Annotated in this window: 11 protein-coding genes and 1 other RNA gene; 6 read left to right on the top strand and 6 right to left on the bottom strand. The window is 61.2% G+C overall.

Annotation, left to right across the window (positions count from 1 at the left end; all coding sequences use genetic code 11):
- Window positions 1-84 precede the first annotated feature (84 nt).
- The 4 genes from ampC (at window position 85) to ACLD1X_RS15845 (ending at window position 8,308) form a co-directional block, all read left to right on the top strand.
- Window positions 85-1,194: a class C beta-lactamase gene (gene ampC, locus ACLD1X_RS15830; protein ID WP_429369429.1), complete on the top strand. Its 1,110-nt coding sequence runs from the start codon at window positions 85-87 to the stop codon at window positions 1,192-1,194.
- Between the two features lie 258 nt (window positions 1,195-1,452).
- The gene (locus tag ACLD1X_RS15835; protein ID WP_429369175.1) at window positions 1,453-2,076 is read left to right on the top strand and encodes a response regulator; all 624 of its coding nucleotides are present in this window, start codon (window positions 1,453-1,455) and stop codon (window positions 2,074-2,076) included.
- Between the two features lie 3 nt (window positions 2,077-2,079).
- The gene (locus ACLD1X_RS15840; RefSeq protein WP_429369177.1) at window positions 2,080-5,673 is read left to right on the top strand and encodes an ATP-binding protein; all 3,594 of its coding nucleotides are present in this window, start codon (window positions 2,080-2,082) and stop codon (window positions 5,671-5,673) included.
- 97 nt (window positions 5,674-5,770) lie between these two features.
- Window positions 5,771-8,308: an autotransporter outer membrane beta-barrel domain-containing protein gene (locus ACLD1X_RS15845; RefSeq protein WP_429369179.1), complete on the top strand. Its 2,538-nt coding sequence runs from the start codon at window positions 5,771-5,773 to the stop codon at window positions 8,306-8,308.
- Window positions 8,309-8,398: 90 nt separating this feature from the next.
- Here ACLD1X_RS15845 and ACLD1X_RS15850 read toward each other — a convergent pair whose 3' ends face one another.
- Window positions 8,399-8,950 carry a DUF4174 domain-containing protein gene (locus ACLD1X_RS15850; RefSeq protein WP_429369181.1) on the bottom strand — a complete coding sequence of 184 codons (552 nt, stop codon included), beginning with the start codon at window positions 8,948-8,950 and terminating at the stop codon, window positions 8,399-8,401.
- A 181-nt stretch (window positions 8,951-9,131) separates the two neighbouring features.
- Here ACLD1X_RS15850 and ACLD1X_RS15855 point away from each other — a divergent pair, with 181 nt between their 5' ends.
- Window positions 9,132-9,500, top strand: coding sequence for a VOC family protein (locus ACLD1X_RS15855; RefSeq protein WP_429369183.1), 369 nt, complete (start codon window positions 9,132-9,134; stop codon window positions 9,498-9,500).
- 20 nt (window positions 9,501-9,520) lie between these two features.
- Here ACLD1X_RS15855 and ACLD1X_RS15860 read toward each other — a convergent pair whose 3' ends face one another.
- The 3 genes from ACLD1X_RS15860 to dnaX form a co-directional block, all read right to left on the bottom strand.
- Window positions 9,521-10,306 (bottom strand): sulfite exporter TauE/SafE family protein, encoded by a 786-nt coding sequence (locus tag ACLD1X_RS15860; protein WP_429369185.1) that lies wholly within the window; start codon window positions 10,304-10,306, stop codon window positions 9,521-9,523.
- Between the two features lie 182 nt (window positions 10,307-10,488).
- On the bottom strand, window positions 10,489-10,827 hold the full coding sequence (locus ACLD1X_RS15865) for a YbaB/EbfC family nucleoid-associated protein (RefSeq protein ID WP_007971455.1): 339 nt from the start codon (window positions 10,825-10,827) through the stop codon (window positions 10,489-10,491).
- A gap of 67 nt (window positions 10,828-10,894) precedes the next feature.
- On the bottom strand, window positions 10,895-12,982 hold the full coding sequence (gene dnaX, locus ACLD1X_RS15870) for a DNA polymerase III subunit gamma/tau (protein ID WP_429369187.1): 2,088 nt from the start codon (window positions 12,980-12,982) through the stop codon (window positions 10,895-10,897).
- Window positions 12,983-13,105: 123 nt separating this feature from the next.
- Here dnaX and ACLD1X_RS15875 point away from each other — a divergent pair, with 123 nt between their 5' ends.
- Window positions 13,106-13,903 carry a substrate-binding periplasmic protein gene (locus ACLD1X_RS15875; RefSeq protein WP_429369189.1) on the top strand — a complete coding sequence of 266 codons (798 nt, stop codon included), beginning with the start codon at window positions 13,106-13,108 and terminating at the stop codon, window positions 13,901-13,903.
- A gap of 59 nt (window positions 13,904-13,962) precedes the next feature.
- On the opposite strand, the gene ffs is transcribed toward ACLD1X_RS15875, so the two are convergent.
- Together ffs and ACLD1X_RS15885 are read right to left on the bottom strand one after the other, a co-directional pair.
- An RNA gene (gene ffs, locus ACLD1X_RS15880) (signal recognition particle sRNA small type) lies at window positions 13,963-14,059 on the bottom strand.
- Between the two features lie 111 nt (window positions 14,060-14,170).
- Window positions 14,171-15,337, bottom strand: coding sequence for a zinc-binding metallopeptidase family protein (locus tag ACLD1X_RS15885; protein ID WP_429369191.1), 1,167 nt, complete (start codon window positions 15,335-15,337; stop codon window positions 14,171-14,173).
- Window positions 15,338-15,517 lie beyond the last annotated feature (180 nt).

The raw sequence follows: 15,517 nt of genomic DNA on the forward strand, positions 1-15,517 counted from the left end.
GCGCTTAACCCCCTAAAATGACGTGCAACTGAATCAACGACGGAAACATTCAACATGGACAGGCTGAAAACGATCGCGGCGTGCATGGTGCTGCTCGCCTCAGGCCAGTGCTTTGCACAGGATCAAATCGAAACAGTGGTGAACGACGCTGTACTACCGGTGATGCAAGCCCAGGGCATTCAGGGCATGGCCGTAGCAGTCACCGTCAATGGCCGGGCGCGTTACTTCAACTATGGCGTCGCCTCGAAAGAAACCGGCAAGCCCGTCACGCGAGACACCCTGTTCGAGATCGGCTCCGTCAGCAAGACCTTCACCGCCACCCTCGCCGCTTACGCCCAGGCCACGGGCAAGCTGTCGCTGTCGGACAAGGCCAGCCAGGTCCTGCCGGCCCTGCGCGGCAGTGCGTTCGATAACATCAGCGTGCTGCAACTGGGCACCTACAGCGCGGGTGGCTTGCCGCTGCAATTCCCTGCCGAATCTGATTCGGCCGACAAAATGCTCGGCTACTACAAACATTGGAAACCGCTCTATGCCCCCGGCAGTCACCGACTTTATTCGAACCCCAGCCTCGGCCTGTTCGGCTACCTCGCTGCCCACAGCATGGGCCAGCCATTTGATGACCTGATGGAGAAGACCCTGTTGCCGAAACTGGGCCTCAAGCACACCTATGTGCATGTGCCGCAGGATCAGATGGCGCTGTACGCCCAGGGCTACAACAAGGACGGCAAACCGGTGCGGGTCACCCCAGGCGCGCTGGATTCCGAGGCCTACGGGATCAAAACCAGCGCCGCGGACTTGCTGGGCTATGTCGACGCGAACATGAAACCGGCGTCTCTGGAAAAGCCGTTGCAGCAAGCCATCGCCTTGACTCACAGCGGTTACTACACCGTGGACAACATGACCCAGGGCCTCGGTTGGGAGATGTATCACTACCCGATCACACTGGATCATTTGCTGGACGGCAACTCCACACCGATGGCCATGGAGGCGCATACCGTCCAGTGGCTGAACCCACCGCAAACGCAGCCGGAGAGCGTACTGATCAACAAGACAGGTTCAACCGGCGGCTTCGGCGCTTACGTGGCGTTCGTGCCATCGCAGGACATCGGCATTGTGATTCTGGCCAACAAGAATTACCCCAATTCAGAGCGAGTGAAGATCGCGCATCAGGTACTGAGTGCACTCTCCCGATAACACTGATCCGCGCTTGCGAAAAAAGGGCGACCGCTTGAGGTTGCCCTTTGCCGTGACTGTAAAAGCCCCATCCACGACCGCCGACCAATCCCGTTAACCCGCCTTGTCGACCGCTGCCAGCCTGTCGACCCACCTTGCATAGCCTCACAAACCAAGTAGGATTCGCGCCTCTTTTTTACTGCGCCAGGCCATGCATCTGGTCTGCCGGGTCCTTTTGGACGGCAGGACTATGCTGAAACAGGACATGAGGATTGATCCATGAAAGTGCTGTTGGTCGATGACCACGCTGTCGTGCGCATGGCGATCGGGATGATTCTGTCCCGTGAAGGCCATGTCATTGTCGGCGAGTGCGACAACGGTGTGGACGCGTTGAGCAAGGCATTCGAGCTCGAGCCCGATGCCATAGTGCTCGACCTGGACATCCCGCAGATCGACGGCATGGCGGTGATCGACCGCCTGCGCATCGGCGGCAGTACGGCGCATGTCCTGGTCCACACGGGGCTGAAGAGCCAGGCGTACGCCGCGCAATGCATGCGGGCCGGCGCAGCAGGCTTTTTATCGAAGGTCGATGACCCGGTGGAAATCGTGACTGCACTCAAGGCGGTCGCCAGTGGCAAGTCCTGGTTTCCGGTCGGTACGCTCAATTCGGTGCGTCACAGCGATTTCGCCCGCAACGATGCGCAACTGCTCAGCGGCATTACCCGGCGCGAACTCAAGGTGTTGCACGGACTGGCCCAAGGCCTGAGCAACAAACAGATCGCCGACGACATGTTGTTGAGCAACAAGACGATCAGCACCTACAAGACCCGCCTGATGCAAAAGCTCAATGCCAGCAATTTGCTTGAGTTGATCGAGTTCGCCAAACGCAACGACCTGGTCTGACCCATGAATCGACTGGTCCGGCGGTTGTCGGGAATACTCGGCCTGTTACTGGTGGCCCTGACCGCCTGCGCCGATCCCCTGACGCTGCTCAGCCGTGCGACCACAAGCGACATCAGCCTCTCGCTCAACACGACCCAGCGCCAGTGGCTGAAACACAAGGACCAATTACGTGCCGGTGTTTACCTGCCCGACCGTCCGCCACTGGACATCACTGCCAGCCAAAAGGATTACGAAGGCCTTTCGGCTGACTACCTCGACCTGCTGACGCGCGCCTTGGGCGTACGTGTGCATGTCGAACGCTATGCCCGTCAGTCCGATGCGTTGAGCGCATTGCAGCGGGGCGAAATCGATCTGGTGCCGGGGATCAATCACCTGGAAACGGAGCACGACGACCTGCGCCTGAGTGCGCCCTACGCCTACGACCAGGCCGTGCTGATCAGCCGCTTCGGCACGCACTGGCTGAACAATGAACTGCCAACGGGAACCACGGTGCTGTTCGACCCGGACTGGATTCAACGGGATCGGGTGATCTCGCTGTTTCCCGAGCACCCGGTGCAAACCGTCGAATCGACCCAGCACGGCCTCGGCATGGTGGCCTATGGCGAAGGCCTGGTGCTGCTCACCGATGCTATTTCCGCACAGTATCTGCTCGAGCGCAGTTACCAACAGAGCCTGAAGCAAACCATCCAGCGTGACTCCGAAGGCCTGGGATTCAGTTTTGCCGTACAGCGCCAGAACAGCCAGCTACTGACCCTGCTCAATAGCGCGCTGGCAACCCTGTCGCCCCAGGAGCGCGAAGTGATCGCCCGTCGCTGGGGTATCGGCGCCAACCCGGGGCTTGGCTACAACCGCTTGCAACTGACCGCCTCCGAGCAGCAATGGATCAAGGACCATCCGCAGATCGAAGTGCTGGCCAACGACCTGTATTCGCCCTTCAGCCTGTTTGATTCGCGCGATCAGTTGCGCGGCATGGCCGCCGATCTGCTGGAAATGATCAACGACCGCACCGGCCTGGTGTTCCGCCCGCGCAAGGTGTCTTCGGTGCAAGCCATGATCCGCCGCACCGCACGCGAGCCGCCCGCCCTGATCGCTGCGCTGACCATCAGTGAGCGGCGCGAGGAACGGCTGGCGTTCTCCCGGCCCTATATGATCAACCCGTTCGTACTGGTCACCCGAGTGCAGCCTGAACACCTGGGCCTGGCCCGCCTCAAGGGGCAGTCGGTGGCGATCATCAAGGATTCCGCTGCGGCCAACTGGCTGGAGCGCGAATGGCCTGACATCAAGGTGATACAGGTCGATACACCTATCGAGACGTACGAGCTGCTGGCCGAAGGTCAGGTCGAAGGTGTGATTCAACCGCAACTGGGCGCCGGCTACCTGATCGACCGGTTCTTCCGTGACCAGCTGCAAATCGACTCGGTGCTGGGCGCACCACCGGCGCTGATTGCCTTTGCCAGCGGCAAACAGAACACCGAACTGGCATCGATCATCGACAAGGCCTTGCTCGACATCTCGCCCGATGAATTGAGTGCCCTGGCCAACCGCTGGCAGAACCCACAGGAAAGCCACGGCGGCTGGAGCGCCTACAAAAACTGGTTCTTCCGGGCAGTGCTGGGGATGGTGCTGGTGCTGCTGGTGGTGGTTGCCTGGAACTTCGGACTGCGCCGGCAAATCGCCGAACGCCTCAAGGCGCAAAAAGCCCTGAACGACCAGCTGGAGTTCATGAAGGTGCTGGTGGACGGCACACCGCACCCGATCTACGTCCGCGACCGCAAAGGCTTGTTGCTGACCTGCAATCGCGCCTACCTGCAAACCATGCAGGTGGAGCTGGATCAGGTGCAGAACAAAGGCTTGATCGAAGCCAATATCCTGCCCCTGGATGACGCCCACAGTTACAAGCGGATTCACCGTGCAACCCTGGAGAGCGGGGAGCCGTCCTTCGACAACTTCACCATGACGGTCAAAGGCCAGACGCACCACGTCTACCATTGGGCGCTGCCGTACCGCGACTCCAATGGCGCCATGACCGGCGTCATTGGCGGCTGGATCGACCTGACAGAACAACATCACCTGCAACAGGCGCTGATCCAGGCCAGGCAACAGGCGGAGGCGGCCAATCGCGGCAAAAGCCATTTCCTGGCGGTCATGAGCCACGAAATCCGCACGCCCATGAGTGCGCTGGTGGGTGTACTCGAACTGCTGCGCGAGCATCAGCCCGAGCAAGACGCCGACGCCGAACTGATCGACATCGCGCAGAAATCCGCCGACGGCATGATGGAGCTGATTGGCGAGATTCTCGACCTGTCGAAGATCGAGTCGGGGCAGTTTGAATTGCGCAACACCCCTGGCTACCCGCAACACCTGGCGCGCATGGTTTTGCAGAGCTTCGCCAGCCTCGCCCAACAGAAAAACCTCACTCTGGAGTTTGTCAGCCACGGTCCCGACCACGCGGTGCAGCTCGACGCGCTGCGCTTTCGGCAAATCCTGTCCAATCTGGTGAGCAATGCCATCAAGTTCACAGCGCAGGGTACGGTGACCGTCGAACTGAACCTTGGTAGCGATACGCCGCTCGCCCCACTGCGACTGGCGGTGCGAGACACCGGCATCGGCATGGACGAACAACAACGCCAGCACCTGTTCCGCCCCTACACCCAGTTCGTCGGCCAGGACTGCGAATTGCAGACCGGCAGCGGTCTCGGCCTGGCCATCTGTCAACAACTGACCCGGCTGATGGGTGGCCGACTGGACTGCACCAGCACCCCGGGCCAAGGGTCATGCTTTACGCTGACACTGCAGGTGACATCAGTCAGCGAAGGTGACGCGCCCTCGCCCATCGATGCCGCGCCGTTGCCGCCACTGCCGCTACGCAACGTGCTGATTGTCGAGGATCACGAATTCAATCGCGTGGTATTGCAGCGCCAGCTCGAATCCCTTGGACTGCATGTCACCTGCGCCGAGAACGGCCTGGAAGGCCTCAATCTGTGGCGCCAGGGCACTTTCGACTACCTGATCACCGACTGCAGCATGCCGCTGCTCAACGGCGACAGGATGACCCGGCAGTTGCGCGCCATTGAAGCGGCCGAAGGTCGCACACCGACCCATGTGGTGGGGCTGACCGCCAATGCCCAGGCCGAGGAAATCCAGCGCTGCCTCGAAGCCGGCATGAACGCCTGCCTGTTCAAGCCACTCACCCGCAGCGCGCTGGAACGTTACCTGCACGAGGCCGAACGGGCACGCCAGGCCAGCGCGCCGTGTTTCGACCTGTCCAGGGTTACCGACATTACCGCCGGCGATGCGGCCATGACCCGCCAGTTGCTGACGACCGTGCTGCGCACCAACCAGGAGGATTACGACGCCATGCAGGGCCTGTTTTGCGCGGGCGAATTCAGCGCCATGGGCCGCCGATGCCACAAAATCCTCGGCAGCGCGCGGATCATTCAGGCAACTTCATTGATCGGGGCCTGCGAACGCCTGGAATCAGGCTGCGAGGCAACGACCACACGACAGGAAGTACATCGTTTGTTCGAGGCTTTCGTCCAGCAGATGAAGCAATTGCAGGCGCACATCCAGCGCGTCATCGACAGCGATAACTTGTAGGACCATTCCTACAAAAACTTGGGATTCTCCAGCGTTACCCCACCCTCGCGCCTGCGCAGAATTCGCCGCCTCTTCTCCCTGTTGTCGGCGGATCATTATGTTTGCTTTGGGTGTGCGATTTTCTCGGGTTTCGGTCTCGGGTGCCTTGCTGTTGCTGGGGACCACGTCAGGTCTGGCGAATGCCGCCAGTTGCGATGCAATCGCATGCCAGACCACAACACAGGCCAATGTGCTGATTGACGACGGCAACACGCTGAACATCGGTACCGGCGGTGTGCTCAGGGACAGCACGGTCAACCATGGCAGCGTTGCCATCTGGGATTGGGGCCAATCGGTCGGCACCACGGTCAATGGCAACGAAACGCAGCTGGGATGGCTGATGGTCAACGATGCCGGCTCGGCCCAGGACAGCGTCTTGAATGGTGGCCAGATGGTCCTGCTGGATTCGGCCACGGCCCTTGGCACGACGGTCAATGACGGGTTTATCGATGTGACGCACAACGCGGTGGTCAGCAATACCCGGCTCAACAGTGGTGGCATGTTCGTGTACATGGACGGCAAGGCCGAAAACACCTCAGTCGACCACAGCGAACTGAATGTCTATCAACGGGGATTTGCCCAACTCACGACGGTCAACAACGGCGGCGTCCTGTCGGTAAACGAATCCGCGTCGGCCATCGACACCATCGTCAATCAGGGCGGGAGGATGGAAAGCGTCGCGGGCACCCATGTGCACTTCTCCACCATCAACCAGGGCGGGCTGATGGTCCTGGGCGCCGGCGCCGACGCCAGCGACACAACCCTCAACAGCGGCGGCGTCCTGCAAATAAAGGGCGATGCGATTCTCGGCGGGTCAAACCATATCGACGGACAGGTCCGGTTCGCCGATCCCGCGATCAACGGCTTCCATACCCTGACGATCAAGGGTCCGCTGACGGGAAATGGCTCGTTCCTGATGAATACCGACCTGGCCGCCTTGCAAGGCGACTTGATCGAGGTACTGGGACCGGTCAGCGACACCCCCACACTGGTGGTTGCCGATTCGGGTCGTTCTCCTGCGGGTCCGCAACAGCCGCTGATGCTGGTCAACGGCAGTGGTGGCAGTGGTGGTTTCAAGCTCTTTGGCCAGACCATTGATGTCGGCGCCTATCGTTACCAGTTGCAGCAACAGGGCAATGATTGGTACCTGGCCAATCTGGCCGTGATCGACCCGGTCACCCCGCCGGTAGAGCCACCTGTAGAGCCGCCGGTACTGCCGCCTGTTGAACCGCCCGTGCTGCCACCTGTAGAACCACCCGTGCAGCCGCCGGTACTGCCGCCTGTAGAACCGCCCGCGCAGCCGCCGGTACTGCCGCCTGTAGAACCGCCCGCGCAGCCGCCGGTACTGCCGCCTGTAGAACCGCCCGCGCAGCCGCCGGTACTGCCGCCTGTAGAACCGCCCGCGCAGCCGCCGGTACTGCCGCCTGTAGAACCGCCCGCGCAGCCGCCGGTACTGCCGCCTGTAGAACCGCCCGCGCAGCCGCCGGTACTGCCGCCTGTAGAACCGCCCGCGCAGCCGCCGGTACTGCCGCCTGTAGAACCGCCCGTGCAGCCGCCGGTAACGCCGCCTGTAGAACCGCCCGCGCAGCCGCCGGTACAGCCACCGGTAGAACCGGTTTTTCCTGTGGACCCTGCTGAGCCGGTCAGCCCTGTCCAGCCTCCTCGCCTGCCCCAGCCCGAGGTCTTGAGCAAAGGCGCCAACGCCGCCATCGCCAGCCAGATTGCCGCTACGGCCCTGATCAGCGCCCAGATGCACGCCACCACGGGCCATTTCGGCGATCTGCGTTCGGGCAAGGACAAGGGCGGTCTCTGGACCCGCGGCTATGGCGCCGAACAACGCCTGGACACAGACACCAGCCGCGCGCTCCAGCAACAGGTCAACGGTATGGAAATCGGTGCCGACAAGGCGCTGCCGCTCGCCGACGGAACGCTGTACGTCGGCGGTCTGTTCGGCCAGGGCCAGGGACGCCAGGATTTCGGTGAGGCCAGCAAAGGCAAGATCGACAGCCTCAGTGTCGGTGCCTATGCCAGTTATCTGGATCACAGCGGGCTGTACCTTGATGGCGCGCTGAAATACAGCCGGCTGGACAACGACATCGACATCACCAGCAACCTGGGTGAGCCAGTCAAGGCGCATTACAAGACCCACGCGGTGAGCGCCGATGTTCAAATCGGCCAGTCCATCGGACTCGGCCAGGGCTGGTTTGTCGAGCCTCAGGCGGGGCTGCAAATGGCCAGCGTCAGCGGTGGCAGCTATACGGCGAGCAACGGACTGGACGTTGAACAGGATTCGATAAAATCACTGCAAAGTCGTGTCGGCGGCCTGTTCGGTCGCGATGTGCAACTGGATAACGGCATTGCGATAAGACCCTATGCCAAAGCGGCGTGGATTACCGAGCACGCAGGCGAAGGTCATGTGAAGGTCAACGGCGCGAAACTCGACAGCCGCCTGCCAGGTTCAAGGGCCGAAATCGGGGGTGGAATGAAGGTGTCGATGGCGCAGCAACACAACCTTTTTGTCGAGGCCGGTTACACCAAGGGCAGTGAGATCGAACAGCCCTGGGCGGCCACCGTGGGTTATCGCTACAACTGGTAAAAACCGGTCGGTACAAAGAACCAATGTGGGATCGACGCACTGTCGCTCCCACAGGTTTCGTAATCTCGCCGAAAGCGGGCCGGCGCTGGATCAGTCATCCGGCATTTCAGGTGGTTTGGCGGGCTTCGTCGGCTTGTTGTTTTTCCCGGCCTTGGTGCCTTTGACCGCCGGTTCGGCCTCAGCGACGGGAGCGGCCACGGTGGCGGTAAATTCTTTCTCGGCCGCCGGCAGTTGATCGACGGCGCTGAAAATCTCATCCAGCTTGATGGTGTCCGATTGTTCAAGTTTCTTTTCGCCGTCCTTGCCAACCAGAATCACTTTGGTCTTGGCGCCGGCACCCAGCTTGAGCGAGCGGATCAGCGCCGCCGTGTCTTGCGGCCCAAGGTCCTTGCCATCGCGCTGGCCCATCAGGTTGAGCACCGTGTAGAGCACCAGGTTGCGGTCGGTGAATCCCTTGCGATTGGCCGGTTCATCCAGTGACTTTTTCAGGCTGACCCAAGCCGGATCAACAGTGCTCGGAGCAATGACAATCAGTGGCCGGACCCTGCCCTTGTCCATGTCCAGCGGTGAGCCGTCATCAGCGGCGAACAATGGGCCGGCAATCGCCAGCAAAGTAGCCAGGGTCAGTGACCTGATGAGCATGCGCATCTCCTTTCTGATATCCACGCTCTAATGATTGCGCATCGCGGCGATCGTTCCGGGTAACGTACCGCAAATGTTTTTCGCCTTGTCCCAAGCTTAGGTCAGGGCGGTCATAGCGCAACAGGCTGAGCTAATCTGAAGACTCATGACAACCCGCCCGATCCATCGTGAGGACTTGCGCATGAGTGCCCAGTTGAACCACACCATTGTCTGGTGCCGGGACAAACAGGTTTCGGCGAATTTCCTGTCCGGCCTCCTTGGCCGGCCGGCCCCGCAGCCCTTCGGGCCCATGCTGATCGTCAAGTTCGATAACGGCGTGTCACTGGATTTCTACGACAACGACCCGCCGATAGCGTCCCAGCACTACGCATTCCTGATAGGCGACGAGGATTTCGATGCGGCCTTCGCACGCCTGCAATCCAACGGTCAGCCGTGGTGGGCCGACCCGGGCAAGCAGCGCCTGAGGGAGATCAATGATTACGCGGGAGGACGGCGGGTGTATTTCGATGACCCGGACGGGCATCTGCTGGAAATATTCACCCGCGAATGAAGCTGGCGTTGCGGATGGAATCAGAACGCCAGTTTGTAACCGATCAACAACAGCATGGTCGCCAGGCAAGGGCGCAGCAGTTCGTCGGAGATGCGCCCGGTCAGGTGGCTGCCCAGGTAAATCCCCGGCAACGAGCCCACCAGCAGGTAACCCAGGACGTGCCAATCCATGTTGCCCATGCTGGCATGGCCAAGGCCCGCGACCAGGGTCAGCGGCACGGCGTGGGCGATTTCAGTCCCCACCAGGCGGCGGGTCGGCAGCATCGGATAGAGAATGAACAGTGCCACGGTGCCCAGTGCACCGGCGCCGATGGACGTCAGCGCGACCATGGTGCCAAGGACCAGCCCGGTGACGACCGTCATCGCATTCAGGCGCAATCCGCTGGGGTTGTAGTTGCCGCCCGCGCGTTTGTGGGCGAAGTCGAGCAAACGCTTCTTGAACAGGATCGCCAGCGCCGTGGCAAACAACACAAAACCGAGAGCCTGCTTGATGATCGCGTTCATCGCCTCGGGGGCGCTGTGCAGGGTGCTGAGAAACCACAGCGTCAACGCCACCGCAGGCACACTGCCCAAGGTCAGCCAGCCGGTAATCGCCCAGTCGATGTTGTTGTTCTTTCGGTGAACCAGTACACCGCTGGATTTGGTGATGGCGGCGTACAGCAGATCGGTACCGACCGCAGTCGCCGGGTTGATGCCGAACCATAGCAGGATCGGCGTCATGAGCGACCCGCCACCCACGCCAGTCATGCCGACGATGAAGCCGACAACCAGCCCGGCGACGACCAACCCGATGTTCACTAATTCCATGAATACGTCCACAACGATCGCAGGGGAAATCTGGCCCGCAGCATAGCGATATTTCTTATAACCAGCTATAACGATGCGATCTATCTTTATGCCTTAAATGCAACCTGCCCGATGACCAGAAACAAAAATGCCAGGCGCTATGCCTGGCATTTCTGTTAGCCGATCCGACGCGCTTCCGCGAATCAGAATGGCAGCTTCATGCCCGGCGGCAGTTGCATGCCGGCAGTCATGCTGCCCATCTTGTCCTGGCTGTTGGCTTCGATCTTGCGCACGGCATCGTTGACCGCGGATGCGATGACCGCTTCGAGCATTTCCTTGTCGTCTTCGCTCATGCCTTCGACCAGGCTTGGGTCGATGGTCACGCTCTTGACGTCATGACGACCGGTCATCACCACGGTGACCATATCGCCACCGGCCTTACCGGTGACTTCGGCGTTGGCCAGTTCTTCCTGCATCTTGGCCATTTTTTCCTGCATCTGCTGCGCCTGCTTCATCAGGCCGGCCATGCCACCTTTCATCATGGTAATCACCTCAAAAGTACTTGGATCAAAACAGCGCCCGGCCCATGCGGCCGGACACCTTCAGTTATTAGCCCTGAGTGACCAGGGCGTCGACAGGTTCAATAGTATCGTTACGGATCACCGCACCGAACTGCTGCATCATTTGCTGGATGAACGGATCACCGTGGATCGATTCCTCCGCCTCGCGCTGGCGGTCGGCGCGACGACGTGAAGCCGCCTGTGCCGGGGTTTCCTGCTCGGGCTTGATCAGCTCGATGTTCAGGGTCAGCGTGCGCTGGTGATACTGGTTCAGCGCATCGTTGAGGCGACGCTGCTGAGTGGCGTTGAACAAGGCACTGTGGGCCGGGTCCAGGTGCATCAGCCAATTGTCGCCATCCACCGCGATCAGCGTGCAGTTGGCGGCGATACTGCCGGTCATGCCGGAAATCGGCAATTTCGGGAACAGCTCCAGCCATTGCAGGGCCAGGCCGGTGGCCGGCATGGCCGCGGGCTCTGGCTCGGGTTCCGGAGCCGGGTCGGCGGCATGCTCGCTGGCCAGTTCGTCGAGGTAACTGTAGGCCGAATCCATGTCCGGCTCGATGTAATCCTCGTCCAGCGGCGGCTCGTCATCCAGGTCCATGCCCGGCGTTGCGGCATCGACCTCGGCCACCGAAGGTTCCGGGATCGGCGCGGCGGCCCACTCCGGGGCGTCCGGCACCACGCTGTCCGGCGTCGGCAACGGCATCGGTGGCAATTCGGGTTGTTCGCTGGCGGTTTCCAGTACAGGCTCCACCGCCGATTGCTGAACAGGCGCAGGCTCGACCGGGTCATTCCATGGCAGGTCGACAACCTCTTCGACCACCACCGCTTCAACCTCAGGCGCAGGTTCTGGCGCAGGTTCTGGTACAACGACAGGCGCTACCGGTTCCGCTGCAGGGGCTGGAGCTGCCACGGGTGCAGCCGCCATCGGTGCAACGGCCGCAGCGACTACCGGCGCAACAACCGGCGCGGCAGCCACTGAGTTTGCGGAATCAACTGTGGCCTGGCTGATCCCCACTGGCTTTAGCGGTTGCCTCGGGGCATCCGCGGTGTCTGCGGGGCGGAACGCCAGCATCCGCAGCAACACCATTTCAAAACCGCCCCGGGGATCCGGCGCCAGCGGCAAGTCGCGGCGGCCGATCAGGCCCATCTGGTAGTAGAACTGCACGTCTTCGGCCGGCAACGCCTGGGCCAGTGCCAGCACGCGATCACGGTCGCCATGACCGTTATCGACACCTTCCGGCAACGCCTGGGCGATGGCAACGCGGTGCAGCACATTGAGAATTTCCGAAAGCACGCCGTTCCAGTCCGGGCCCTGTTCGGCCAGGTGGCGGACGGCTTCGAGCAACGCCTTGGCATCGCCTTCGATCAGCGCATGCAGGACGTCGTAGACCTGCCCGTGATCGAGGGTCCCGAGCATCGCCCGCACATCGGCGGCCAGGACCTTGCCTTCACCGAAGGCAATGGCCTGGTCGGTCAGGCTCATGGCATCGCGCATCGACCCGTCGGCGGCACGGCCCAGCAACCACAGTGCATCATCTTCGAACGGCACATTCTCGGCACCCAGCACGTGGGTCAAGTGCTCGACAACGCGTTCCGGCGTCATGTTCTTCAGGGAGAATTGCAGGCACCGCGACAGAATCGTTGCCGGAAGTTTCTGCGGGTCAGTGGTCGCCAGGATGAACTTGACGTAGGGTGGCGGCTCCTCGAGGGTTTTGAGCAGCGCGTTGAACGAATGGCTGGAAAGCATGTGCACTTCGTCGATCAGGTAGACCTTGAAGCGCCCGCGGCTCGGGGCGTACTGCACGTTGTCGAGCAATTCGCGGGTATCTTCGACCTTGGTGCGGCTCGCGGCGTCGATTTCGATCAGGTCGACAAAGCGGCCTTCGTCGATTTCACGGCACACCGAACATTCGCCGCAGGGGGTCGAAGTGATACCTGTTTCACAGTTCAGACATTTGGCAATGATCCGCGCGATGGTGGTCTTGCCGACCCCACGGGTACCGGTAAAGAGGTAGGCGTGGTGCAGCCGCTGGCTGTCCAAGGCATTGATCAGAGCCTTGAGCACATGGGTCTGGCCGACCATTTCGCGGAACGAGCGCGGACGCCATTTACGTGCAAGAACCTGATAACTCATCGAAAACCGTCGCAGCGAAGGAAGCAGAAGCGGCTAATGCTAGCGGAGCAAGGCACAAATTGCATCCGGTGCGCTCGTGTATTCTGGCTAAGCTGCACATCGGGGGCTTTTAACGGAGTGTTTATGAGGCTGGCCTTGGGGGCATTGCTGTTGATCAGCCTGGACGGCGCGGCCGCACCAGCACCGCTACGCTTCGCGATAACCGACAGTTGGACCATGCCCATGGTGCAACTGGAAAGGGGCAAACCGACCCAGGGTATCCTCTATGACCTGATGCTCAGTCTCGCGACCCAGGTCGGCGTACCGGCCGAATTCCATGTGTTGCCTCGCGGGCGAGTGCAAAACGCCATGGAACAAGGCGAGATCGATGTCCGCTGTTATGTCGCGCAATCGTGGCTGCCCCACCCGTCCGGCAACTACATCTGGAGCATCCCGCTCTTTACCCAGCCCGACCTGTTGATCGCCCGGCATGCGCAGCCCGTCGCCGTGAACCCGGCGGATCTGCCACACCAGTCCGTGGGCACTGTGCTGAGCTACAGCTACCCGACCCTGCAACCGCTGTTCGACACCGATCAGTTGCATCGCGACGACGCACGCAACCAGGAACAGGTGCTGGAAAAACTCCTCGCCGGCCGCAACCGCTATGCCGTCAGCAATCAATGGAGCCTGGACTGGTTCAACCAGCGCCTGCTCCCGGAGCGGCAACTGCACAGCGTCGCGGTGCTGCAGGAGCAGAATGTCGGCTGCTACGTACGCAACGACCCGCGAGTGCCGGTGGAGCGCATTCTGCGCACCCTGGTACGGATGAAGACGTCCGGGGAGATCGATGAGACTGTTCGGCTGTATGTCGGTGGCGAGCCTGCGGCTGTGGATAAATCGGAAACGACAAAAAACCGCCCCGGACAAGATCCTGGCAGCTAGAGAAGGTTTTTTTCAGAAGAATAACGCGAGAGAGCACTCGCGTGGCGTTAAGGTGGTAACCCCACCAGCCACACCCCGGCACACAATGTCACCGCTGCGGCTGCTCCCTTCCAGGCCTGACCGGGTTCACGGCTGATCGTTGCGGGGGGACCGATGGGGTCACCATAACGACGCTCACCTGTCGGCGAGCCGCGCCATTGTACCTATCTGAGGCGAAGTTACAACCGTTGGTTTCGGATTAAAAAAATGAGGGGGTTCAAGCACTTGCTATTGCGCCTCAAGCAACTCATCCGCCCTGCCGCCCTCTTGCTGAATCACCAGGTGGATAAAGTGCAGCCTGGTGATCACCGCAAGCGGCAGGACGAACGGATAGAAATCCGGCTGCCCCATGCTGCGTGAGAGTTCATTGAGCATGCCGGCCAGTTCGATCCATGCGTTGACGAACGACAGAAAAGCCGCGCCTCCGGGATGCCGGGGATCGTAGAGGGCTTCAGGCGCAAACGGCTGATAGTCGAAGTCCAATTCCCGGGCGCTCATGCCAAAGCCCAGTGCGGTGTCCACGGCGTCCATCATGTGCAGGTAATGCGCCCAGGTTTCCGCCCAGTCTTCCCACGGGTGCATGGTCGCGTAGGTGCTGACGCAGTGCTGCTGCCAGTCGAGCGGCGCGCCTTGCTGATAATGTCGCTCGAGGGCTTCGGCATAGCTGGCGCGCTCATCGCCGAACAACCGGCGAAAGGGTTCCAGCCAATGGCTGTTGGCGATCAAGCGGTCCCAGTAGTAATGCCCGACTTCGTGACGGAAATGCCCGAGCAGCGTGCGATAGGGTTCGTGCAATTGCGCCCGCACCTGTTCGCGGTGCGCGTCGTCGGCTTCCTTGATATCGAGGGTGATCAGGCCATTGGCGTGCCCGGTGGTGGGCGGCTTGCCTTCGAAGTCCATGCCGATGAAATCGAAGGCCAGGCCTGCCTCTTCATCAACTGTCCTGGGAACCACCTGCAATCCCAGGCTGACCAGTTGCGCGACCAGACGCCGCTTGGCGGTTTCCACCTTGCGCCAGCGCTCGTGATTGGCGGCTATCGACAGATCGGGAATGGTGCGATTGAGACTGCAGGCAACGCACAAGGCCTCATGGTCATTGGCAGGCAGCAACCAATTACAGGCCGCCGGGGAGTCCAGATTGGCGCAACGTCGAAACAGGCCAGCCTCCGGATCGACATCAAGCAGCCAGGTGCCCGCCTGCTCCCCCGGCTGCAGTGAGGACAAGCGACTTTGCTCTGGCTGATAACCCAACGCCGCCGAACAGGCCAGGCACTGGCTGTTGCGAAAGAACAGCGACTGCCCGCAACGACACGGCCAGACCTTGCTGTTGCGTGAACTTTCGCCCAAGAACGGCGCGGCGATGCGCGAGCTGAGCTGTTCGAAGAAGCGGTGCATGGCGATCTCTCCCTGGGGCGTGCCAAGACTAGATCATTCCCGGGATGAGATCGTTCCTGCTTTTTGCGGGGCTATTGAGATCGCCTTCGCGAGCAGGCTCGCTCCCACAGGTATTTCAGGCGGCCCCAGGATTGGCATTCACTGGAGATCAAACTGTGGGAGCGAGCCTGCTCGCGAAGG

Origin of the sequence: Pseudomonas sp. 18173 (genome assembly GCF_050432945.1) — a bacterium.
GTDB lineage: Bacteria > Pseudomonadota > Gammaproteobacteria > Pseudomonadales > Pseudomonadaceae > Aquipseudomonas.

Excerpts from the sequence above, each read along its gene's own strand:
- ampC (WP_429369429.1), top strand. The coding sequence starts at position 85 with ATGGTGCTGCTCGCCTCAGGCCAGTGCTTTGCACAGGATCAAATCGAA.
- ACLD1X_RS15835 (WP_429369175.1), top strand. The coding sequence starts at position 1,453 with ATGAAAGTGCTGTTGGTCGATGACCACGCTGTCGTGCGCATGGCGATC.
- ACLD1X_RS15840 (WP_429369177.1), top strand. The coding sequence starts at position 2,080 with ATGAATCGACTGGTCCGGCGGTTGTCGGGAATACTCGGCCTGTTACTG.
- ACLD1X_RS15845 (WP_429369179.1), top strand. The coding sequence starts at position 5,771 with ATGTTTGCTTTGGGTGTGCGATTTTCTCGGGTTTCGGTCTCGGGTGCC.
- ACLD1X_RS15850 (WP_429369181.1), bottom strand. The coding sequence starts at position 8,950 with ATGCTCATCAGGTCACTGACCCTGGCTACTTTGCTGGCGATTGCCGGC.
- ACLD1X_RS15855 (WP_429369183.1), top strand. The coding sequence starts at position 9,132 with ATGAGTGCCCAGTTGAACCACACCATTGTCTGGTGCCGGGACAAACAG.
- ACLD1X_RS15860 (WP_429369185.1), bottom strand. The coding sequence starts at position 10,306 with ATGGAATTAGTGAACATCGGGTTGGTCGTCGCCGGGCTGGTTGTCGGC.
- ACLD1X_RS15865 (WP_007971455.1), bottom strand. The coding sequence starts at position 10,827 with ATGATGAAAGGTGGCATGGCCGGCCTGATGAAGCAGGCGCAGCAGATG.
- dnaX (WP_429369187.1), bottom strand. The coding sequence starts at position 12,982 with ATGAGTTATCAGGTTCTTGCACGTAAATGGCGTCCGCGCTCGTTCCGC.
- ACLD1X_RS15875 (WP_429369189.1), top strand. The coding sequence starts at position 13,106 with ATGAGGCTGGCCTTGGGGGCATTGCTGTTGATCAGCCTGGACGGCGCG.
- ACLD1X_RS15885 (WP_429369191.1), bottom strand. The coding sequence starts at position 15,337 with ATGCACCGCTTCTTCGAACAGCTCAGCTCGCGCATCGCCGCGCCGTTC.